The 20658-nt window shown below is 67.4% G+C and carries 20 protein-coding genes; 15 read left to right on the top strand and 5 right to left on the bottom strand.

Features of this window, described 5'->3' with window-relative positions; all coding sequences use genetic code 11:
* Positions 1–228: 228 nt before the first annotated feature.
* The 12 genes from ACWPN8_RS25740 to ACWPN8_RS25685 all read left to right on the top strand — a co-directional run bounded on the left by ACWPN8_RS25740 (position 229) and on the right by ACWPN8_RS25685 (position 10184).
* Complete coding sequence (locus tag ACWPN8_RS25740) at positions 229–831, top strand: HyaD/HybD family hydrogenase maturation endopeptidase (RefSeq protein ID WP_247873013.1); 603 nt, start codon at positions 229–231, stop codon at positions 829–831.
* 19 nt (positions 832–850) lie between these two features.
* Positions 851–1150, top strand: a complete 300-nt coding sequence (locus ACWPN8_RS25735) for a HypC/HybG/HupF family hydrogenase formation chaperone (RefSeq protein WP_492242793.1) — start codon at positions 851–853, stop codon at positions 1148–1150.
* Positions 1151–1165: 15 nt separating this feature from the next.
* Positions 1166–1594 carry a thioredoxin domain-containing protein gene (locus ACWPN8_RS25730; RefSeq protein ID WP_492242792.1) on the top strand — a complete coding sequence of 143 codons (429 nt, stop codon included), beginning with the start codon at positions 1166–1168 and terminating at the stop codon, positions 1592–1594.
* Positions 1591–2460 carry a hydrogenase expression/formation protein gene (locus ACWPN8_RS25725; protein WP_492242791.1) on the top strand — a complete coding sequence of 290 codons (870 nt, stop codon included), beginning with the start codon at positions 1591–1593 and terminating at the stop codon, positions 2458–2460. The genes ACWPN8_RS25730 and ACWPN8_RS25725 overlap by 4 nt, the downstream gene beginning before the upstream one ends.
* Complete coding sequence (locus tag ACWPN8_RS25720) at positions 2457–3308, top strand: [NiFe]-hydrogenase assembly chaperone HybE (RefSeq protein ID WP_492242790.1); 852 nt, start codon at positions 2457–2459, stop codon at positions 3306–3308. The genes ACWPN8_RS25725 and ACWPN8_RS25720 overlap by 4 nt, the downstream gene beginning before the upstream one ends.
* Complete coding sequence (gene hypA / locus ACWPN8_RS25715; RefSeq protein WP_109447024.1) at positions 3301–3642, top strand: hydrogenase maturation nickel metallochaperone HypA; 342 nt, start codon at positions 3301–3303, stop codon at positions 3640–3642. The genes ACWPN8_RS25720 and hypA overlap by 8 nt, the downstream gene beginning before the upstream one ends.
* A gap of 45 nt (positions 3643–3687) precedes the next feature.
* On the top strand, positions 3688–5175 hold the full coding sequence (locus tag ACWPN8_RS25710) for a sigma-54-dependent transcriptional regulator (RefSeq protein WP_492242789.1): 1488 nt from the start codon (positions 3688–3690) through the stop codon (positions 5173–5175).
* A 57-nt stretch (positions 5176–5232) separates the two neighbouring features.
* Positions 5233–5781, top strand: coding sequence for a HupE/UreJ family protein (locus tag ACWPN8_RS25705; RefSeq protein WP_492242788.1), 549 nt, complete (start codon positions 5233–5235; stop codon positions 5779–5781).
* A 193-nt stretch (positions 5782–5974) separates the two neighbouring features.
* Positions 5975–7048, top strand: coding sequence for a hydrogenase small subunit (locus ACWPN8_RS25700; RefSeq protein WP_492242787.1), 1074 nt, complete (start codon positions 5975–5977; stop codon positions 7046–7048).
* Positions 7049–7050: 2 nt separating this feature from the next.
* Positions 7051–8865 carry a nickel-dependent hydrogenase large subunit gene (locus ACWPN8_RS25695; RefSeq protein WP_109447030.1) on the top strand — a complete coding sequence of 605 codons (1815 nt, stop codon included), beginning with the start codon at positions 7051–7053 and terminating at the stop codon, positions 8863–8865.
* 25 nt (positions 8866–8890) lie between these two features.
* Positions 8891–9685 carry a Ni/Fe-hydrogenase, b-type cytochrome subunit gene (cybH, locus tag ACWPN8_RS25690; protein WP_492242786.1) on the top strand — a complete coding sequence of 265 codons (795 nt, stop codon included), beginning with the start codon at positions 8891–8893 and terminating at the stop codon, positions 9683–9685.
* Positions 9686–9821: 136 nt separating this feature from the next.
* Entirely contained in the window at positions 9822–10184 is a 363-nt protein-coding gene (locus ACWPN8_RS25685) for a hypothetical protein (protein WP_492242785.1), read from the top strand.
* Here ACWPN8_RS25685 and hypF read toward each other — a convergent pair.
* Positions 10154–12394, bottom strand: a complete 2241-nt coding sequence (gene hypF / locus ACWPN8_RS25680; RefSeq protein ID WP_492242784.1) for a carbamoyltransferase HypF — start codon at positions 12392–12394, stop codon at positions 10154–10156. The two genes, ACWPN8_RS25685 and hypF, sit on opposite strands and share 31 nt — an antisense overlap.
* Positions 12395–12534: 140 nt before the next feature.
* On the opposite strand from hypF, the gene ACWPN8_RS25675 reads away from it, so the two are divergent.
* The 3 genes from ACWPN8_RS25675 to ACWPN8_RS25665 all read left to right on the top strand — a co-directional run bounded on the left by ACWPN8_RS25675 (position 12535) and on the right by ACWPN8_RS25665 (position 15765).
* Positions 12535–12768, top strand: a complete 234-nt coding sequence (locus tag ACWPN8_RS25675; RefSeq protein ID WP_492242783.1) for a hypothetical protein — start codon at positions 12535–12537, stop codon at positions 12766–12768.
* Between the two features lie 333 nt (positions 12769–13101).
* Positions 13102–14589 (top strand): SulP family inorganic anion transporter, encoded by a 1488-nt coding sequence (locus ACWPN8_RS25670; RefSeq protein WP_492242782.1) that lies wholly within the window; start codon positions 13102–13104, stop codon positions 14587–14589.
* A 156-nt stretch (positions 14590–14745) separates the two neighbouring features.
* On the top strand, positions 14746–15765 hold the full coding sequence (locus tag ACWPN8_RS25665) for an SDR family oxidoreductase (RefSeq protein WP_492242781.1): 1020 nt from the start codon (positions 14746–14748) through the stop codon (positions 15763–15765).
* Between the two features lie 313 nt (positions 15766–16078).
* Here the strand turns inward: ACWPN8_RS25665 and nirK are convergent, their stop codons facing one another.
* The 4 genes from nirK to ACWPN8_RS25645 form a co-directional block, all read right to left on the bottom strand.
* Positions 16079–17146 carry a copper-containing nitrite reductase gene (gene nirK, locus ACWPN8_RS25660; RefSeq protein ID WP_109447044.1) on the bottom strand — a complete coding sequence of 356 codons (1068 nt, stop codon included), beginning with the start codon at positions 17144–17146 and terminating at the stop codon, positions 16079–16081.
* Between the two features lie 147 nt (positions 17147–17293).
* Positions 17294–17842: a molybdopterin adenylyltransferase gene (gene mog / locus ACWPN8_RS25655; protein WP_492242780.1), complete on the bottom strand. Its 549-nt coding sequence runs from the start codon at positions 17840–17842 to the stop codon at positions 17294–17296.
* A 19-nt stretch (positions 17843–17861) separates the two neighbouring features.
* Complete coding sequence (locus ACWPN8_RS25650) at positions 17862–19778, bottom strand: nitric oxide reductase activation protein NorD (RefSeq protein WP_492242779.1); 1917 nt, start codon at positions 19776–19778, stop codon at positions 17862–17864.
* Positions 19779–19803: 25 nt separating this feature from the next.
* A complete protein-coding gene (locus ACWPN8_RS25645; RefSeq protein WP_492242778.1) occupies positions 19804–20607 on the bottom strand; it encodes a CbbQ/NirQ/NorQ/GpvN family protein in 804 nt (267 codons plus the stop codon).
* Positions 20608–20658 lie beyond the last annotated feature (51 nt).

The following is a 20658-nucleotide window of genomic DNA, read 5'->3' as shown; positions in this document are numbered from 1 at the left end:
TGCCAGCTTCCACGCATGCTGTAATGTTGATATCCACAATCGCTGCTATGTCGAGCGATGGCTGCGGAAATATTCAATCTGATCAATGGCCTGACCCGGCCGCCGATCCTGGCATGGAACTTGTACGAACGATGGTCCGGCGGCAGGACGCCGCATCATTGGACGGATGCCGGGGCACAAATGGAGTTGGCTGGAAACGAGGGCGGTCGGAGAACGGCGCGAATCCTGGTGCTGGGCATCGGCAACATCCTGTGGGCCGACGAGGGATTCGGTGTCCGCACAGTCGAGCGCCTGGCCGCCGATTGGCGCTTCCCCGACACCGTCACCGTGATGGATGGCGGGACCCAGGGCCTGTATCTGCTGCCGCATCTGGAATGCGCGGACGCGCTGATCGTGGTCGACGCCATCGACTATGGGCTGCCGCCCGGCACCAGCCGCGTCTTCCAGGGCGATGACGTGCCTGCGTTCCTCGGCGCCAAGAAGATGAGCCTGCATCAGACCGGTTTCCAGGAGGTGCTGGCGAGCGCCATGCTGCTGGGCCGCTGTCCGCAAACGCTGATCCTGGTCGGCGTTCAGCCGGAGTGCCTGGAGGATTACGGTGGCGGCCTGACCGACACCGTCGCCGCCCAGGTCGCTCCGACCATCGGGATCATCCTCACGCTTCTGCGCGACGAATTCGGGGTGGAGGGCACGCGCCGCGATGCCGCCGCCGACCTCGCCGCCCCGGCCATCGCCCGCGATGCCTATGAAGGCGGACGCCCGAGCGCCGATGAGGCCTGCCGCATCGGCGATCCCCGCATCCTGGCGGCGCTGTCCGCCAACCAGGCCTGAAACCGGGAGCGCCCAGAGCATGTGCATCGGCATTCCCCTGCGCCTCACCGGCGTCGACGGCGTGGTCGGCCGGGCGGAGAACGGCTCGGCCGTCGACCTGTCGCTGGTTCCGGAGGCCGGCGCCGGCGACTGGGTGCTCGGCTTCCTCGGCACGGCTCGCCGTATGCTGGAGCCGGAGGAGGCCGACCAGATTCTCGACGCGCTGGCGGCCATGGCCGCGGCATTGGATGGGGAAAGCCTCGACGGCGCCTTCGCTGACCTGACCGGCCAAGAGCCGACCCTTCCCCCCACCTGGAGGCGGCCCGCGCGGCCGGCCTGACGGAGGCCTGACGCTATGACCGACCTTGCCCCTCCTCCCGCCAAGCAGCGGCTGCCCTTGCCGCCGCTGGTCGATCTGCTGACCGACGTGCATGGCTACCTGCGGCTCGACCATGCCGACGACCGGCCGTGGCTGGACGATCCGAAGAAAAGCTGGGTGGTCTTCCTGCCCGGCCACGGCAAGGGCAATGCGGAGACCGCCGACGTGGCCGTCATCCTGCCGGAACTGGTCCGCGCGCTGCACCCGCGCTTGGTTCCGGCTGTGGCGGGCGAAGCAGCGGAGCGCGCGATCCTGGCGCTGGCCGGCATGATGAGCCTGCCGTCGCTGGTCTTCCTGCGCGGCGACCGGTTGCTGGGCAGCATCCCGCGCGTGCGTGACTGGGACGATTATCTGCAAAGGATCGGCGAGATCCTGGATGGCTCCTTGGAAGGCGGTGCGGCATGAGTTCCCTGTTCGGCATGACACATCCGCCGGTCGGCTTCGGCCCCGGCAGCCAGCCCGACGCCAGCGAGGAAGGGTTGGAGTATCTGCCGATGCCGTCCGGCATGCGCGTCTATGAACCGCACCTGCCGGAGGTCGTCGATCCCGCCTGTGCGGCAGCAGCCCGCGCGGTGCTCGTCCGCATCCAAAGGGCGCTTGCCGACTGGTCGCCCGGCGAGGAAATCCGCATTCCGGTCGATGATCTCGACTCTCCCGTCCTGGCCCTGGTCGACGAGGCGCTGGGCGAGGGCGAGGTCGCGGTCAAGGTGGAGCGGGCCGGCGACCGGCTGGAGATTCAGGAGGCGTCCCTCGCCGGCGTCTGGCGCGTGCGCGCCTTCGGCGATGGGCCGTCGCGGGAAAGCCTGCTGGTCGGCAGCTTCCCAAAAGTGGCGCTGAACCGCGCCTTTACTGCCGGCACCCCGGCTGCAACGGGCCCGGCGCCCGCCGGCCTTATGAATGGCCAGCCGATCCTGACCGAGCTTCTGGACCGCAGCGCCGCCTGGCGCCGCGGCGACGGCCCCCATGCGGTGAATTTCAGCCTGCTGCCCCACACGCCGGAGGATCTGGCCTTCGTCGAGCAGCGTTTGGGTGTCGGCGCCACCACCATCCTGTCGCGCGGGTACGGCAATTGCCGCGTCACCGCCACGGCGACGCCGAATGTCTGGTGGGTGCGCTATTACAATTCGGTTGACACACTGATCCTCGACACGGTTGAGATCGTCGACGTGCCGGCGGTGGTTTGCGCCGCTGTGGAGGACATCGCCGACAGCGCGGAACGGCTGGCCGAGATCCTAGACGCGCTGGCGACAGACCTGGAGCGGGTGCGATGAGCGCCGTTGCCTCCCGCTTCGAGGGCTCCTATCTCGGCGACGCCAGCCGCATCGGCGCTGCGACGCGGATGGAATGCAAGATCTGCTGGCATGTCTATGACCCGGCGGAGGGATGCGAGCAGTGGCAGGTGCCGCCCGGCACGGCCTTTGCCGCCCTGCCCGACCATTGGCGATGCCCGGTCTGCGACGGTGCCCGCGACCAGTTCATGGCGCTGGACGGCGAGCCGATGGCCACGGAAACCGCATCCCTGCCGGTTGCCGTTGCGCCGGTGACCGGCCCGGCCCTGCCGGCCGAGGCCATCGCTCGGCTGGAAGCGGCTTTCCGGGAAATCCACACGGCGCAGATGCGCGGCATGCCCATCGTCAACGACGCGCTTGCAGTGAAGGCCGTCGGCTTCCGCCGCCATGGCGAGCGTTGGCTCGGCGCCCTGGTGACCCCCTGGTTTCTCAACCTCGTCCTGCTGCCGGGCGAGGGCGACGAGTGGTCGAGGCTGGTGCCGGGGGCGAAGGAACTGATCGAGTTTCCGTCCGGCTGGTATGAATTCGTCCATGCCAACCGCAAGGGCGTCGGCGCCTACAAGGCCTGTTCGCTCTTCTCGCCGATGTTCGAGTTCGCCTCAATGCTCCAGGCGACGGAAACGGCCTCGGCGGCTCTGGTCTCCCTCTTTGATTCCTCCATCCGCGAAGACGGCGCCCAGACCGCCGAGATCCGCCGCCGGCGCGAGGAGGAACTGGCGCCGCCCCCTGACGCCGCACCGGCCCCGGCCGAGCCGGCGCACCCGTCGCGCCGGGCACTGCTGGGAATGGGGACCGGAAATATCGGGACCGGAGACTTGGCGGATGCATGAGATGGCGCTCTGCGAAAGCCTGCTCCAGGCGATGGAGGAGGCCGGGCGGGCGAATGGCTTCAGCCGCGTGACCAAGGTCCGCCTGGAGATCGGCCGCTTCGCCGGGGTGGAGGTGGAGGCTCTGCGCTTCGGCTTCGACGTGGTGACGCGGGGATCGCTGGCCGACGGGGCGGACCTGGTGGTGCTGGAGGTGCCGGGCCGCGGCTGGTGCTTCGATTGCAACGACACGGTGGATCTGGACGACCGGCTGTCGTCCTGCCCACACTGCGGCGGCAGCCGGCTGCATCCCAACGGCGGCACCGAAATGACGATCAAGGATCTCGAGGTTGAATGAGGCGAGCTCGAAAGAGGCAGGCCCGATGAAGAAGGACTCCGCGCGATGACCGATCCCGCCCGCCCCGGCATCCTGGTGGTGGATGACGAGCCGCGCTCCGTCGAGGTCATCGCCCGCCTGCTGGACGAGGAGTTCGAGGTCTTCACCGCCCTTTCGGCGGAAGAGGGGCTGCGCCTGCTGGAAACGGAATGGATTCAGGTGGTCTTCTCCGACCAGCGCATGCCGGAGGTCAGCGGGGTGGAATTCCTGACCCAGGTCCGCGAGCGCTGGCCCGACGTGGTGCGCATCGTCATCACCGGCTACATCGACCCCGAGGACATCATCGGCGCCATCAACACCGCCGGCATCCACCAGTTCATCACCAAGCCCTGGCACCCCGACCATCTGCTGCTGACCGCCCGCAACGCCGCGAGGCTCTACCGGCTCCAGCGCGAGCACGACCGCTTGACCAGCGAGTTGAAGCTGCTGCCACCGCTGGCAGAGACGCGGGTGGCGACCAGACGCGAGCGGGTCCGGCAGTCCTACTGCTTCGACGGATTGATCCGTGCCGAGGGCAGCCCGGTCGACGAGGTCTGCCGGCAGGCCGAACGGGTTTCAGGCTTCAACGTCCCGGTTCTGGTGCTGGGTGAGACGGGCACCGGCAAGGAGCTGCTGGCCCGCGCCATCCATTACGGCAGCCCGCGCTCCGACCAGCCGTTTTATTGCGAGAATTGCGGCGCCATCCCGGACGAGCTGCTGGAAAGCGAACTGTTCGGCCACAAGAAGGGCGCCTTCACCGGCGCCCACAGCAACCGCGTCGGCCTGCTGGAGCAGGCGGACGGCGGCACCATCTTCCTGGACGAGATCGGCGACATCAGCCCGGCCTTCCAGGTCCGGCTTCTGCGCTTCCTGCAGGAGGGTGAAATCCGGCCCGTCGGGTCCAACGAGACGCGGCGGGTCGATGTCCGCGTCGTCGCCGCCACCCACCGCGACCTGACCGCCGAGGTGAAGGCCGGCCGCTTCCGCGAGGATCTCGATTACCGGCTCAGCACCATGACGCTGACCATGCCGCCCCTGCGCGACCGGCCGGACGACATCCCGGTGCTGGCCCGCCACATCCTCGACCGGCTGTCGGCCGCCCATGGCAAGCCGGTGAGCGGCTTCGCCCCCGACACGCTGGCCTGCCTGGAATCCTATGGCTGGCCGGGAAACGTGCGCGAGTTGCAGAACGAGATCATGCGCATGTTGGTTCTGTGCGAAGGCGACACGTTAAGCGCCGACCTGCTGTCCGATCCTGTGCTGCGCGGTGCGGCGCTGAATGCCCGCCCGGCCTCGCCGGAGGATGGGCCGCTGCCGCCGCTCGACCTGATCGGCCAGGGCGGGCCGCTGAAGTCGCGGATCGAGCGGGTGGAAGCCGGCATCCTGATGGAAACGCTGGTCCGCTGCCGCTGGAACAAGAGCAAGGCCGCCGACGAGCTGGGGCTGTCGCGCATGGGACTGCGCGCCAAGCTGGAACGCTACGGCATCGAGCGTGGGCCTGCGCAGCGGCATTAGTCATCCTTTCCCGCCCAAATCACCAAAACCACAAGAATCCCCGAGGAGCCGTTCGATATGTCGAAAATCACCCGCCTCGCCGCGGTCTCCGCGGCCATTGTGCTTGCCGCCACCCCTGCCCTTGCCCATCCCGGCCATCTCGCCGGGGCCGGCTTCCTCGACGGTGCCGCGCATCCGCTGGGCGGGCTCGACCATCTGATCGCGATGGTCACGGTCGGTGTCTATGGCGCCACCATCGGCGGACGTGCCGTTCTGGCGGTGCCGGGGGCGTTCCTGGCCGCGATGCTGGCCGGCGGCCTGTTCGCGCTGGTTGGCGGCGAGCTGCCGCTGGTCGAGCCGGCCATCTATGCCTCCACCGTCGTGCTGGCGCTGTTGTGCGTCATGCCGATGTCGCGCAACAGCCTGACCGGCATCGTCTTCGCCGCCGGCTTCGGCCTGTTCCACGGCTTCGCCCATGGTGCCGAGATGCCGGCCGACGCCGCAGCACTCGGCTATGCCGCCGGCTTCCTCGCCAGCACCGCCGGGCTGCATGCGGCCGGCGTGGCCATCGGCTGGGCGCTCCACCGCCTGATCGGCCGGCCGGAAGAGGGTGGCCGGACGGCCTGATCGCCACCGGCAAGGGACTTTCCACCCCGGCCGTCGTTTCGGCCGGGGAGTTGCCAGCGGCACCAGCCCTTACAGCCTTGTGACCGTTGGTTTGCCAAATGTTCGTACCACGGCACGATTGTTGCCTATGCCCGCGGGAGAAGCACACCGGACCCTCGCACGCCGGTGCTGCCCGACGGGAGAAAACAAACCGATGGCAACGCTGGAAACCTTCTACGAGGTGATGCGGCGGCAGGGGATCACACGCCGTTCGTTCCTGAAATACTGCTCGCTGACCGCCGCGGCCCTGGGGCTGGGGCCGGAACTGGTGCCGCAGATCGTCCACGCCATGGAAACCAAGCCGCGCACCCCGGTGCTGTGGTTGCACGGGCTTGAGTGCACCTGCTGCTCCGAATCCTTCATCCGCTCGGCGCACCCGCTGGTGAAGGACGTGGTGCTGTCGATGATCTCGCTGGACTATGACGACACGCTGATGGCGTCGGCCGGCCACCATGCCGAGGCGATCCTCGACGAGGTGATGGAGAACTACAAGGGCAACTACATCCTGGCGGTGGAAGGCAACCCGCCACTGAACCAGGATGGCATGTCCTGCATCATCGGCGGCAAGCCCTTCACCGACCAGCTGCGCAAGGTCGCCAAGGACGCCAAGGCGATCATCTCCTGGGGCTCCTGCGCGTCCTTCGGCTGCGTCCAGGCGGCGCGCCCGAACCCGACCCGCGCCACCCCGGTGCATGAAGTCATCACCGACAAGCCGATCATCAAGGTTCCCGGCTGCCCGCCGATCGCCGAAGTGATGACAGGGGTCATCACCTACATGCTGACCTTCGACCGCATCCCGGAGCTGGACCGCCAGGGCCGGCCGAAGATGTTCTACAGCCAGCGCATCCACGACAAATGCTATCGCCGGCCGCATTTCGACGCCGGCCAGTTCGTCGAATCCTTCGACGACGAGGGCGCTCGCAAGGGCTATTGCCTCTACAAGGTCGGCTGCAAGGGCCCGACCACCTACAACGCCTGCTCCACCGTGCGTTGGAACGAAGGCACCAGCTTCCCCATCCAGTCCGGCCACGGCTGCATCGGCTGCTCGGAGGACGGCTTCTGGGACAAGGGGTCCTGGTACGCCCGCCAATCCGACATCCTCCAGTTCGGGATCGAGGCCAACGCCGACCAGATCGGCACCACCGCCGCCATCGGCGTCGGCAGCATCATCGCCGCCCATGCGGCGGTCAGCGCCCTGAAGCGCGCACAGCACAAGGGAGACGTCTGACCATGGGCATCGTCCAGACCCCGAACGGCTTCTCGCTCGACACCGGCGGCAAGCGCATCGTCGTCGATCCGGTTACCCGCATCGAAGGTCACATGCGCTGCGAGGTGAATGTCGACAGCGACAACATCATCCGCAACGCCGTCTCCACCGGCACCATGTGGCGCGGGCTCGAGGTGATCCTGAAGGGCCGCGACCCGCGCGACGCCTGGGCCTTCGTCGAGCGCATCTGCGGCGTCTGCACCGGCTGCCACGCACTGACCTCGGTCCGCGCGGTGGAGGATGCGCTCCAGATCCGCATCCCGAAGAACGCCCACCTGATCCGCGAGATCATGGCGAAGACGCTGCAGGTCCATGACCACATCGTCCATTTCTATCACCTGCACGCGCTGGACTGGGTCAACCCGGTCAACGCGCTGAAGGCCGACCCGCAGGCGACCTCGGCGCTCCAGCAAGCGGTGTCGCCGCGCCATGCCAAGTCCAGCCCCGGCTATTTCCGCGACGTCCAGACCCGCCTGAAGAAGTTCGTGGAGAGCGGCCAGCTCGGCATCTTCAAGAACGGCTATTGGGACAACCCGGCCTACAAGCTGTCGCCGGAAGCCGACCTGATGGCGGTGACCCATTACCTGGAGGCCCTCGACCTCCAGAAGGACATCGTCAAGATCCACACCATCCTGGGCGGCAAGAACCCGCACCCGAACTACATGGTCGGCGGCGTTCCCTGCGCCATCAACATGGACGGCACCGGGTCGTCGGGCGCGCCGCTGAACATGGAGCGGCTGAACTTCATCCGCGCCCGCATCCAGGAAGCCACCGCCTTCGTCGAGAACGTCTATCTGCCGGACGTGCTGGCCATCGCCAGCTTCTACAAGGACTGGCTCTATGGCGGCGGCCTGTCGGCGACCAACGTCATGGACTATGGCGATTACGAGAAGGTGCCGTACGACCATTCGACCTGCCAGCTGCCGGGCGGCGTCATCCTGAACGGCAACTGGAACGAGGTCCATCCCATCGACCCGCGCGACCCGGCGCAGGTGCAGGAGTTCGTCGCCCACAGCTGGTACCATTACGAGGACGAGAGCAAGGGCCTGCACCCGTGGGACGGCGTGACCCAGGCCAAGTTCGAGCTGGGCGCCAACACCAAGGGCACCCGCACCGACATCAAGGAGCTGGACGAGGCCGCCAAATATTCCTGGATCAAGGCCCCGCGCTGGCGCGGCCATGCGGTGGAGGTCGGCCCCCTGCCCCGCTACATCCTGGCCTATGCCCAGGGTGTCGGTTACGTGAAGGACCAGATCACCGAATCTCTGGGCGCCTTCAACGCGCTGGCCGGCACGAGCTTCACGCCGCAGCAGGCGCTGCCGACCACCATCGGCCGCACACTGGCCCGCGCGCTGGAATGCCAGTACTGCTGCACGATGATGATGGACGACTGGAACGCCCTGATCGCCAACATCAAGGCCGGCGATACCGCCACCGCCAATGTCGAGAAATGGGACCCGAAGACCTGGCCGAAGGAGGCCAAGGGTGTGGGCACCGTCGCGGCGCCGCGCGGCGGGCTCGGCCACTGGATCAAGATCAAGGACGGCAAGATCGACAATTACCAGTGCGTCGTGCCGACGACCTGGAACGGCAGCCCGCGCGATCCCAAGGGCAACATCGGGGCCTTCGAGGCCTCGCTGCTGAACACGCCGATGGCCCGCCCGGACGAGCCGGTGGAGATCCTGCGCACCCTGCACAGCTTCGACCCGTGCCTTGCCTGCTCCACCCACGTCATGGCGCCGGACGGCGCCGAACTGGCCCGCGTCACCGTACGCTGACCGGCAGCCGAGGAGGATTTAAGTCATGGCTCCTCTCGACGATGCGAAGCCGGTCGCGACACCGGACGAGGAAGGGACGGCCGCTCCGGCGGCCGGCCGTTTCCTGAAGGCGATCTATGTGTACGAGGTGCCGGTACGGGTCTGGCACTGGGTCAACGCGCTGGCGATCGTGGTTCTGTCGGTCACCGGCTACCTGATCGCCAATCCGCTGCCGACCATGCCGGGCGAGGCCAGCGCCAATTTCCTGATGGGCTACATCCGCTTCGTCCATTTCGCGGCGGCCTACATCTTCGCCATCGGCTTCATCGGCCGGCTCTACTGGGCCTTCGTCGGCAACCACCATGCCAAGCAGCTGTTCCGCTTTCCCTTCTGGGACCGCCACTGGTGGGGTGAGCTGTTCCTCGAAGCCCGCTGGTACCTGTTCCTGGAACGAAAGCCGAAGCTGTATGTCGGGCACAACCCGCTGGCGCAATTCTCCATGTTCTGGGCCATCGCGGTGGGCAGCGTCTTCATGATCGTCACCGGCTTCGCGCTCTACAGCGAGGGAGCGGGCCAGGGTAGCTGGCAGGACAAGCTGTTCGGCTGGGTCATCCCGCTGTTCGGCCAGAGCATGGACGTCCACACTTGGCACCATCTGGGCATGTGGGCGATCCTGCTGTTCGTGATCGTCCATGTCTATGCCGCGGTGCGCGAGGACATCATGTCCCGCCAGTCGATCATCTCCACCATGATCAGCGGCGTGCGCACCTTCAAGGACACCGAGGCGCCGGCGGACGAGGAGCATGAGCGCCCGGTGAAGAAGGCGGCGCGGATGGGGTAGGATTACCTTACCCGGCACGCTGCACCCGTTGAAAATCTTGAATTGTTCATCATGTGTTCCCATCTCTGGGAGGTTCCGAAAACCACGGAGTCTCCCAGAGCGGCGCCGCCCCATGCGGGTGCGTCAGGAGGACGTCATGCCCTTTTTTCCGACCATCGACCTGACCCCGCAGGTGAAGATGCTGCTGGCGCGCGGGGCGCTGACGCTGAACCCCGGCCAATGGGTGCGGGGTGAGAAGGGACGCGGTCGGTTCCTGCGCACCGACCCGCGCACCGGCACCGCCCATGTCAGCTGGCTGCGGCCGGGCGACGATTGGGAAACCGCGTCGCAGCGGTTTCACCGTGCCTGCCGCAAAGGATATATCGGCAAATATCGCGGCCTGTACAAATTCGACAAGACCAACCGCGCCGCCGATTTCCCGCCTCTGCGCAAGAAGGTCCGGGCGCCTGTGCAGATGCCGCTGTTCGGCTACAGGGCGAAGGACGCCGCCCACGCCTGACCGAGGCTGAGCCCGCCGTCGTTGGCGGGGGCCAGCCTCGGCAGCAGCGCCTCCACCCCGGCGGACCAGAAGCCGGCCACCAGTTCCTCCGCCAGCACCGCGTTCATCAGGCAACCGCCGGACAGCACCACCCGGCCCAGGCCATGGGCACTCAGAACCGGCAGGGTCCAGTCCACCAGCGCTGCCGCCAGCGTACCATGGAACAGTTCCGCCCCCTCCACCGCATCGGCGACGGTCAGAAGCCGCTCCAAGAGGGGGGTGAGGTCCAATTCGCCGTTGTCGATCCGCCACGCGCCATCGGCCACGCGGGTCTGCCGTACGAGCGATTCAAGCGTCATCGGCGCCTCGCCCTCGAACCCGGCCACCGCGCGGACGCCCAGCAGGCCACAGGCGGCATCGAACCAGCGCCCGCAGGAACTGGTGAGCGGTGCGTTGATGCCGCGCTCGATCATCCGCCGGACACCTTCGGCCGGACCCTGTGCGGCGAAACGGGAGGCGATCTCATCGGCACGTCCCATCCGCGCCAGGGCGGCGGCGGCCATGCGCCAGGGCTGGCGGGCCGCCACATCGCCGCCGGGCTGGGCCAGCGGCGCAAGGCTGCCGAGACGCTCGGACCTCAGCCCATCGACCAGCAGCATCTCGCCGCCCCAGGACCCGCCATCCTCTCCCAGGCCGAAGCCGTCCAGCGCCAGCCCGACGGCCGGCCCCTCGACCCGGTGTTCGGCCATCACGGCGGCGACATGGGCGTGGTGATGCTGGACCGGCACCGTCGGCAGGCCGCTCATTTCGGCGAAACGGGTGGATTGGAAATCGGGATGCCGGTCATGGGCGACCGCAACCGGTTGGACCCCCAGGACGTGCAGCAGATGTGCGACGGTTTCCTCCAGGAAGCCCAGCGTCGCGGCGCTGTCGAGGTCGCCGATGTGCTGGGACAGGAAAGCCTCGTCGCCGCGGGTGACGCAGACCGTCGTCTTCAGATGGCCGCCCACCGCCAGGACCGGCGGCACCGGATGGGCCAGCCGGATCGGCTCCGGCACATGGCCGCGGCCGCGGCGCAGGAAGGCGGGGGCCCCGGCCAGCTTGCGCACGACGCTGTCGTCGGCACGGATGACAATGTCGCGGTCATGGTCGACGATCAGGTCGGCGATGCTGGCCAGCCTCTCCCGCGCCTCCGCATTGCCGATGGCCAGCGGTTCGCCGCCGGGGTTGGCGGAGGTCATCACCAGCGTCAGATCCTGCGGCGCGTCCAGCCAGCCGGTACCGTCCGGCCGCCCCGCCGCTTCGTGGAACAGCAGGTAATGCAGCGGGGTATAGGGCAGCATGACGCCCAGCCAAGCCAGACCGGGAGCGATTTCCGGTGCCAGTTCGGGCGCATCGTCCCGCCGCCGCAGCAGGACGATGGGGCGCGCCACCCCTTCCAGCAACGCCCGTTCTCCGCCGTCCATCCAGACATGGCGGATGGCGGATTCGGTGTTGGCGACCATCAGGCCGAAGGGCTTGCCGTTGCGCTGCTTGACCCGACGCAACCGCTCCACCGCATCGTGGCGCGTGGCGTCACAGGCAAGATGGAAGCCGCCCAGACCCTTGATGGCAACGATCCTGCCGGCGCGGAGTGCAGCGACGATGTCTTCCGGCGGATGCGACAAACGGGGGCCGCAGGTCGGACAGGCCGTCGGCTGAGCATGGAAGCGGCGGTTCCCCGGGTCCTTATACTCGGCCAGACACTCCGGGCAGAGCGGGAAGCCGGCCATCGCCGTTTGCGGCCGGTCATAGGGAAGTTGCCGCGTGATGGTGTAGCGCGGGCCGCAATGGGTGCAGTTCAGGAAGGCATAGCGATGGCGGCGGTCGGCCGGGTCGAACAGTTCGCCCAGGCAGGCCAGACAGACCGCGGCGTCGGGTCCGATGCCGGTCGCGACGGCGCCGGCGGACAGGCTGTGGCGGATTGCGAAGGAGATCTCGGCGGGAACATGCGGAACAGCGTCGCACTCGACGGCATCGATGCGGGCCAATGGCGGCGCTTCGGCCGACAGGGCCGCCTGGAAAGCGGCGACGCCCCTGCCCTGCACCTCGATCAGCACACCCTGCGGGTCGTTCAGCACCCAGCCGGTCAGGCCGAAACGCCTGGCCAGCGCATGGACATGCGGGCGGAACCCCACCCCCTGCACCCGCCCGCGCACGCGGATCCGCAGACGTTCGCCTTTGTGTGACATGAGAGCCTGTCGAATGGTCTTCGGCTGCACCGATGTCCAACATCCTAACCGCCTCCCCAAAAGGAAGAAGGGATTTTGCAACCATCCGGCACGGCGCCGGTTGACAGGGGGACATGCGGAACCGGAACGGAGATGCCGCCATGAGCGCGAGCAAGCACGAGAAGACCGACAAGCCGACCGATGCCGACCTGAAGGACAACCCGCAGATCGGCGGATCGAAGGGCGCCCGCGCCGCCGGCATGACGCCGGACGACCTGGATCTGGCCCAGGGTGAGTCCACCTTCGAGGGCGACGTGGAAAACCAGACCAACGACAAGGGCGGGGTCGACAAGCCCTTCCGGGACGGCCCGCCGCTGCGTCCCCGTCAGGCCTGACGGACAGGATCATCGGACGATTAGGGCGGCGCTCCACCGAGGCGCCGCCTTTTTTCGTATCCGCGCCGTACAGCCATGCGAGGCCTCGCATGGCATGGGGTTGCCAAGCCCTGCGACATTCTGTTACGCCTGCGTCCATGCTGCATCGCGTCACGCCGCCCTGACGGCCTGCCCTCCGCATTGACCTGAAACCCGACCGCCCGGTCACCGGACGGCCGCCGTTTCGCAGCGACCCCAATTTCCGACTTTCATCCGATCATCGTCGACGGCGGCCCACCATCCGGCCTTTGCCGGTGCGCCCTGCCGCCGTCCCCGCTTGAGCTTGCGAGACCCATGACCATCGATCTGCAACGGCTCCGCCAGGAGTGGTTCGGCAACACGCGCGGCGATCTGCTGTCCGGGCTTGTCGTCGCCCTTGCCCTGATTCCGGAAGCCATCGCCTTTTCCATCATCGCCGGGGTCGATCCGAAGATCGGCCTCTACGCCTCCTTCGCCATCGCCATGACAATCGCCATTGTCGGCGGCCGGCCCGGCATGATCTCCGCCGCGACAGCCGCCACCGCGGTGCTGATGGTCACGCTGGTCAAGGAGCACGGCCTGCAATATCTGCTGGCCGCCACCGTACTGGCCGGACTGCTGCAGGTTGGCGCCGGCTTCCTGCGGCTCGGGGCGCTGATGCGCTTCGTGTCGAAATCGGTGATGACCGGCTTCGTCAATGCGCTCGCCATCCTGATCTTTTTGGCCCAGCTGCCGGAGCTGGTGGGGGTGCCGACCGTCACCTATGCGCTGGTCGCCGCCGGGCTGGCGATCATCTATCTGCTGCCGCGACTGACCAGGGCGGTGCCGTCGGCGCTGGTCAGCATCCTGGTGCTGACCGCAGTCACCATCGGCTTCGGGATCGAAGTCCGCACGGTCGGCGACATGGGCGAACTGCCCAGCACCCTGCCCGTCTTCCTGCTTCCCGACATTCCGCTGACCCTGGACACGCTGCGGATCATCCTGCCTTATTCGGCCGGCATCGCCGTGGTCGGGCTTCTGGAATCGCTGATGACCGCAGCCATCGTCGACGACATGACCGAGACCGGCAGCGACAAGAACCGAGAATGCGTCGGCCAGGGCATCGCCAACATGGTGTCCGGCTTCCTCGGCGGCATGGCCGGCTGCGCGATGATCGGACAATCGGTGATCAACGTGAAATCGGGCGGACGGGGCCGGCTGTCGACCTTCTGCGCCGGCCTGTTCCTGCTGTTCCTGATCGTCGTGCTGGGCGACTGGGTGAAGCGCATTCCGATGGCGGCATTGGTGGCGGTGATGATCATGGTGTCGGTCGGCACCTTCAGCTGGCAATCCCTGAAAAGCCTGGTGACGCATCCGCGCAGTTCCAGCGCCGTGATGCTGGCGACGGTCGCCGGCGTCGTCCTCACCCACAACCTCGCCATCGGCGTGCTGATCGGCGTTCTGCTGTCCGGCATATTCTTCGCCGGCAAGGTCGCCCGGATGTTCCGCGTCACCTCCACCCTGTCGGAGGATGGCCGCACCCGCACCTATCGGGTCGAGGGGCAGCTTTTCTTTGCCTCCGCCGACGATTTCTCTGCGGCTTTCGATGTACGGGAAGGTTTGGACATGGCGGTGATCGATGTTTCCGGCGCCCACATCTGGGACATCTCCAGCGTGGCGGCTCTTGACGGCGTCGTGCTGAAGTTCCGCCGCGCCGGGATCCAGGTGCGGCTCGCCGGCCTGAACGCGGCCAGTGAAACCATCGTCGACCGGCTCGCGATCCATGACAAGCCGGGGGCCGGGGACCGCGCTCCGGCGCACTGATCGACGCCGCTCCCGGCCTTTGGGAGGGCGTCGTGAGCGAACGCGCCGGAACCGCAGGCGGTGCCGGAGGGTTGACTGGATTGAGCAGCCCGCGCGCCCCCCGCCCGCGGTGTGACACCCGAATTCCGGCCCGATCCCTGCGACAGGACCCTCGCCATGCACCCGACCGACGGCGTTCAGAAGTCCCCCGTCATCTGCATCACCGGCGCTTCCGCCGGGGTCGGCCGCGCAACGGCGCTGGCCTTCGCCGCCTATCGCAAAGCCTCCATCGGCCTGATCGCCAGATCGTCCGATGCGCTGGAAGAGGTGAAGCTGGAGGTCGAACGGCTAGGCGGCCGGGCACTGGTCCTGCCGCTGGACGTCGCCGACCCCGACGCGCTGGAGGCGGCCGCCGACCAACTGGAGGACGCCTTCGGCCCCATCGACGTCTGGATCAACGTGGCGATGGTCACCGTCTTCGGGCCGGTCCATGCCGTAACGCCGGAGGAGTTGAAGCGGGTGACCGAGGTGACCTATCTCGGCTCCGCCTACGGCATCCAGACGGCCTTGCGGCGGATGCGGCTGCGGGACAGCGGCACGATCCTGCAGGTGGGCTCGGCACTGGCCTACCGGTCGATCCCGCTGCAGTCCGCCTATTGCGCGGCGAAGCATGCGATCACCGGCTTCATCGACAGCCTGCATTCCGAACTGATCCATGACAACAGCCGGATCGGGCTGACCACCGTGCATCTGCCGGCGGTCAATACCCCGCAATTCGACTGGGCACGCAGCCACATGCCGCGCCGGGCCCGGCCGATGGGGACCATCTTCCAGCCGGAGGACATCGCCCGTGCGATCCTGCACGCCGCCGAGACTCCCCGCCGGGAATATTGGCTGGGCGGATCGGCGATGCAGGCGATCCTCGGCAATTTTTTGGCGCCGGGCTTTGCCGACCGCTACCTCGCCAACACTGCGGTGGAGGGCCAGATGACGGAGGAGCAGGAAATCCCCGGCCGGCCCGACAATCTCTACCACCCCGTCTACGGTCTGCACCGCGCCCGCGGGCGCTTCGGACTGCCGCACAACAGCCTGCGCCTGACCGCACCCAGCGGCGCCGCGAGGGGGCTGGCAATGGCCGCCGGCCTGATCCTGGCAGGCGGGCTGGGCTTCATGATGAGCCGGGCAACTCACCGGTAAATGTCACAGCGGAGCGGTCAGGGGCGGCACTTGCGGCCTCCGCCTTGCCGCCTATATAGGGTGTCGTACGTCAACAACTGAAAGGAGGTGATCTCGTGTCTCATTGTCCGTCTCACTCGTCGTCGAGCGCCAAGGCCGAGGTCTCTTTCTTCGCGGAAGGGATTTCGGTCCGCTAAGGACTGCGCCGTGGTGTCGACGACACACGGATTGACAATGGAAGGGCTGCCGGAAACGGCGGCCCTTCTTTGTTTTTGGATATGCAAAGCCCCCCACCCTCTCGGGAAAGGGGCTTTGTTTTAATCCATAGGCAGGATCAGTGCTGCATCTCGCCCAGTTTCTTGCGGCTGTCGCCGCTCTTGTCGAGGATGATGCTGTCGTCGGGCTTGCCTTCGACTTCCAGAATGCCGATCAGGCCCTTGGTTGCGCGGCTCAGCGCGTGGTCGACCAGGGCATATTTGCCGGGGTAATCGACCTTGAACTCCACCATGGTGGCGCCGCCGGGGGCGACGGTGACGGTCTGGATGCCCTTGGCCGGCTCGCTTTCCAGGCCGCCCAGATTATAGACCTTGTCGAAGATCTCGCCGATGACGTGGAAGGACGAGGTCAGGTTCGGACCGCCGACGCCGAAGAACAGGCGAACCGTCTCGCCGACCTTGGCCTTCAGCGGCTTGTCCTTGGTCAGGGCGCCGACCGTGCCGTTGAACACCAGATAGCTCGGACGCTCGTTGACGAGGCCGTCATAGTCGTCCTCGGCATTCGCCAGGTTCTTGGCCTTGGTGGCGTAGATTTCCTGCTGCATCACATAGAATTCGTGATCGACCGGCGGCAGGCCGGCTTCCGGCTCCACCACGATCAGGCCGTACATGCCCTTGGAGATGTGGTGGGCAACCATCGGCGTGGCGCAGTGATAGACATAGACGCCGGGGGTCAGGGCCTTGAAGCTGAAGGCCTTGGTCTGGCCGGGCTCCACCTGGGTGATCTGGCCGCCGCCGAGGAAGCCGGTCGCGGCGTGGAAGTCGACGGAGTGGTTCATCGTCGATTCCGGCGCGTTGGAGATCGAAACATCCACCGTATCGCCGACCCGCACCCGCACCATCGGCCCCGGAACCGTGTTGTTGAAGGTCCAGTAGGTGTAGGTGGTGCCATCGTCCAGCTTGGATTCGACCTCGGTCGTCATCAGCGAGACCTTGTGGGTCTTCGGCGCGCGCTTGCCGGCCTTCTCCGGAGCCGGCACGGCGGCGGGGTCCTGGACGACGCTGACCGTCGGCTGCTTGACCTTCGGGTCGGCATAGAGCGTGTCGGCGGCCGAGGCGGCACCGATACCGGACAGGATCATCAGGGCGGCGGTGCTGACGGTGACGAGAGAGAGCTTGGTCTTCATGGCGTCGTCTCGGTTGAATGTTTCTTGTGAGGTAATATTCCTCCCGCTTCCGAGATCGATGCTTGACCGCCGTCAAGTGTAACTACCGAACGCTATTTTGTCGCATGCTCCTTTTTATTTCCACACTAAGTATAATGACTTTGGGCGTCAAGATTTCGGACGAAAGGAAACGCAGATCTCGGGATCGATTTCGATCCGGCCGGCACCGATCAAATCCAGGCAATAGGGGATCGCGGGAAACACCGCTTCCAGGCAATCATGGATGGCGGACGGCTTGCCCGGCAGATTGACGATCAGGCTGCTCCCGCGAATGCCGGCGGTCTGGCGCGACAGGATCGCAGTGGGCACCACCCGCAGGCTGACCGACCGCATCAGTTCGCCGAAACCCGGCATCATCTTGTCGCAGACCCGCTCCGTCGCCTCCGGCGTCACGTCGCGCGGGGCCGGGCCGGTGCCGCCGGTGGTCACCACCAGACCGCAGCCGGCAACGTCGCACAGCTCGACCAGGGTGGAGGCGATCAGGTCCAACTCGTCCGGGATCACCCGCGCTTCCGCCACCCAGGGGGAGGAGATGATGCGTGACAGCTCCTCGTTGATCGCCGGGCCGCCCTTGTCCTCATAGACGCCGCGGCTGGCGCGGTCGGAGACAGTGACGATTCCGATCTTCACGGGGCCAATCTTCACCGGTGCGGTCATGTCTCAAGGTCCTTTTCGGTCAGGCGGCGCAGGCGACCTGCCGGTAGAGTGCCGGCAACGCCTTGGTCAGGTGGGAAACCTGCGGGAATATGGCATAGGCGCCGCGTCCGAACAGATACGGGATATAGTCGCGGGCCTGCGCATCGACGGTGATGGCGAAAACCGCCAGCCCGTCGCGCCGCGCCTCGCGGATCGCCTGCCGCGTGTCCTCGATGCCGTAACGGCCCTCGTAATGATCCACGTCGTTCGGCTTGCCGTCGGTCAGCAGAACCAGCAGCCGGTTCCGGTTCGGCCGGTCGGCAAGCTGGGAGGTCACGTGACGGATCGCCGCCCCCATGCGGGTGTAGTAGCCGGGCTTCAGCGCACCGACCCGGCGGGTGACGGGAGGCCCCAGCGGCTCCTCGAAGCCTTTCAGCGTCTGGACCCGCACCCAGTGGCGCCGCCGCGACGTGAAGGAATAGAGCGCGTGGTCGTCGCCGCAGGCGGTCAGCCCATGGCTCAGTGCCAGCAGCGCCTCCTTCTCGACATCCAGAACCCGTCGTCCCTCGATCCAGCCATCGGTCGACAAGGAGCCGTCGACCAGCACCGCCACCGCCAGATCGCGGGCGGCGCTGCGCACCTGCTGGTGCACACGGTCGCTGCCGCAACCGCCGGCCCGGAGATCGGCCCGGCTGCGCACCAGGGCGGCCAGATCCAGTTCGTCGCCGTCGGCTTGACCGGTGAACAGCATGCGGCGCGGGCGCAACGCCTCGAACTGGCGGCGCACCTGACGGATGCGGCGCAGGGCGGCGGCATCGGGTTGCCAGGAGTCGCCGTCGGCCGGTGCGGTTTCCGCGATCACCCGGCAGTGGTTGGGGAGATGGGCCTGCCGGCCATGATCCCATTCCGGATAGGTCAGGATTGCCGCCAGCGGCGTGTCGTCGACTGCCGGCGCCCCGAGGTCGAGGTCGAGCTTCAGCGTGGTCGATGCCTTGCGCTGGTGCGCGCCGACAGCGATCTCGTCCAGATCGTCGGCGGCCTTGCGGGCATTCTCCGCATCGTCGTCATCGACCGCACGCGGGATGTTCAGTGCCTCGGCAAGGCTCAGCATCTTCTCGAAGCGGTTGAGGATCAGCGGGTCGTTGCGCTGGATCTGGTCGGTCTGCCGACGCGTCGCGGCCCGGCGGCGCTGGTCGCCCTCGGCCGCCTGTCCGCCTTCGCCGGGACTTTCGACGGCAGCGGAAGCGTCACGGCCGACGCTTGGCGACACCAACCCCCACAGCGGCACCGGCAGCATGCGGGCATAACCGTAAGGGGCGGTGAAATCCGACAGCGGAACGCTGGGCGCCAGCATGCGTGCGCCGTCGCTGGTGACGGCACCGGCGCCGAGCAGCGCCAGGACGGCGCGCTCGACATCGGCCTCGACCGGCGGCGGGCGGCGGGCGGGGCGGGTGGCGGCGACGGCGCGGGCCAGTTCCGCATGCATGCGGGACAGGCCGGGCCAGCGCGTCAGAACCCGCGCGGTGGTAGTGGCGGCGCTGCGGAGCGCCTGCACATCGGCCTGCAACGGGTCGGCGGGGGCCGGCTCGCCCTCGGCATTGGCAAAGAAGGCGGCCAGCCATTCATACAACCGCTCGTTCAGGGCAGCGTCGGGAAACAGGTCGATGGCAGTCGGCAACTGGAGCACATTGCCGTCCAATGCCGCCCGCTCCACCCGCTCCTGCCCCAGCCCGATGCGGCCGAGCAGCGACAGCCGGTGCCCCGACACCGCGGCGGTCCCGGCGGCAAGCCGAACGCCGCGGTCGCCGCCCAGCGCCCGGAAGAACACCGCGAGCCGCGGGCGCATCGTCTCCAGCGTGACGGCTGCGTCCGGATGGTGCGGATAGCTCGACCGCCCGCCGATCAGGCGGTGCCACAAACGGCCGACGGTCTCTTCCGGGTCGAAAAACTCCAGCATGGCGATAGCCCTCGGCCCTTTCAGATCAGCCCAGCGTGACCTCGGCGACGCGCAGCAGGGCGGCGCGGATGTCCGGGTCGTCGGTCAGCGGCTCGATCAGGGCGGCACGGATGGCGCGCTCGGGCTTCATGCCGGAGCGGATCAGCGTGGCGCAATAGATCAGCAGGCGGGTCGAAACGCCTTCCTCCAAATCCTGGCCCTTCAGGGCACGCAGGGCGTTGGCGAGGCGGACCAGCGGGACGACGCGGTTCTCGGGCAGGCCGCTTTCGGTCGAGACGATGGGAATCTCGCGCTCCGGCGGCGGGAAGTCGAATTCGACGGCCAGGAAGCGCTGGCGGGTGCTGGGCTTCAGCGCCTTCAGCACATTCTGGTAACCGGGGTTGTAGGACACCACCAGCATGAAGCCCGGCGGCGCTTCCAGCGTTTCACCGGTGCGGTCCAGCGGCAGGATGCGGCGGTCGTCGGTCAGCGGGTGCAGCACGACGGTGACGTCCTTGCGCGCCTCGACCACCTCGTCGAGATAGCAGATGGCGCCCTCGCGCACGGCACGGGTCAGAGGCCCGTCCGCCCAGACGGTGTCCCCGCCCTTCAGCAGATAGCGGCCGGTCAGGTCGGCGGCGGTCAGGTCGTCGTGGCAGGACACGGTGTAGAGCGGCCGGCCCAGCCTGGCCGCCATATGGGCGACGAAGCGGGTCTTGCCACAGCCGGTCGGCCCCTTCAGCAGAAGCGGCAAGCGATGAGTGTAGGCATGCTCGAACAGCGCGCACTCGTCGGCGGTCGGCTGATAGAACGGCAGGGACGGCAGGATGGGGACGGCGCTGTCGGGCATCGCGATGGAACTCCGTGAATGGAACGGCCCCTGCACCGACCGGGCATCCGG

Source organism: Azospirillum sp. UENF 112521 (assembly GCF_058780665.1).
This window is presented reverse-complemented; position numbering and strand designations above follow the sequence as displayed.

Bases quoted from the DNA above. Each gene is read 5' to 3' on its own strand.
- ACWPN8_RS25675 (WP_492242783.1), top strand. From the start codon at position 12,535: ATGAGCGCGAGCAAGCACGAGAAGACCGACAAGCCGACCGATGCCGAC.
- ACWPN8_RS25695 (WP_109447030.1), top strand. From the start codon at position 7,051: ATGGGCATCGTCCAGACCCCGAACGGCTTCTCGCTCGACACCGGCGGC.
- ACWPN8_RS25730 (WP_492242792.1), top strand. From the start codon at position 1,166: ATGACCGACCTTGCCCCTCCTCCCGCCAAGCAGCGGCTGCCCTTGCCG.
- ACWPN8_RS25720 (WP_492242790.1), top strand. From the start codon at position 2,457: ATGAGCGCCGTTGCCTCCCGCTTCGAGGGCTCCTATCTCGGCGACGCC.
- ACWPN8_RS25735 (WP_492242793.1), top strand. From the start codon at position 851: ATGTGCATCGGCATTCCCCTGCGCCTCACCGGCGTCGACGGCGTGGTC.
- ACWPN8_RS25710 (WP_492242789.1), top strand. From the start codon at position 3,688: ATGACCGATCCCGCCCGCCCCGGCATCCTGGTGGTGGATGACGAGCCG.
- ACWPN8_RS25705 (WP_492242788.1), top strand. From the start codon at position 5,233: ATGTCGAAAATCACCCGCCTCGCCGCGGTCTCCGCGGCCATTGTGCTT.
- ACWPN8_RS25670 (WP_492242782.1), top strand. From the start codon at position 13,102: ATGACCATCGATCTGCAACGGCTCCGCCAGGAGTGGTTCGGCAACACG.
- nirK (WP_109447044.1), bottom strand. From the start codon at position 17,146: ATGAAGACCAAGCTCTCTCTCGTCACCGTCAGCACCGCCGCCCTGATG.
- cybH (WP_492242786.1), top strand. From the start codon at position 8,891: ATGGCTCCTCTCGACGATGCGAAGCCGGTCGCGACACCGGACGAGGAA.
- ACWPN8_RS25700 (WP_492242787.1), top strand. From the start codon at position 5,975: ATGGCAACGCTGGAAACCTTCTACGAGGTGATGCGGCGGCAGGGGATC.
- ACWPN8_RS25650 (WP_492242779.1), bottom strand. From the start codon at position 19,778: ATGCTGGAGTTTTTCGACCCGGAAGAGACCGTCGGCCGTTTGTGGCAC.
- ACWPN8_RS25725 (WP_492242791.1), top strand. From the start codon at position 1,591: ATGAGTTCCCTGTTCGGCATGACACATCCGCCGGTCGGCTTCGGCCCC.
- hypF (WP_492242784.1), bottom strand. From the start codon at position 12,394: ATGTCACACAAAGGCGAACGTCTGCGGATCCGCGTGCGCGGGCGGGTG.
- mog (WP_492242780.1), bottom strand. From the start codon at position 17,842: ATGACCGCACCGGTGAAGATTGGCCCCGTGAAGATCGGAATCGTCACT.
- ACWPN8_RS25685 (WP_492242785.1), top strand. From the start codon at position 9,822: ATGCCCTTTTTTCCGACCATCGACCTGACCCCGCAGGTGAAGATGCTG.
- ACWPN8_RS25645 (WP_492242778.1), bottom strand. From the start codon at position 20,607: ATGCCCGACAGCGCCGTCCCCATCCTGCCGTCCCTGCCGTTCTATCAG.
- hypA (WP_109447024.1), top strand. From the start codon at position 3,301: ATGCATGAGATGGCGCTCTGCGAAAGCCTGCTCCAGGCGATGGAGGAG.
- ACWPN8_RS25665 (WP_492242781.1), top strand. From the start codon at position 14,746: ATGCACCCGACCGACGGCGTTCAGAAGTCCCCCGTCATCTGCATCACC.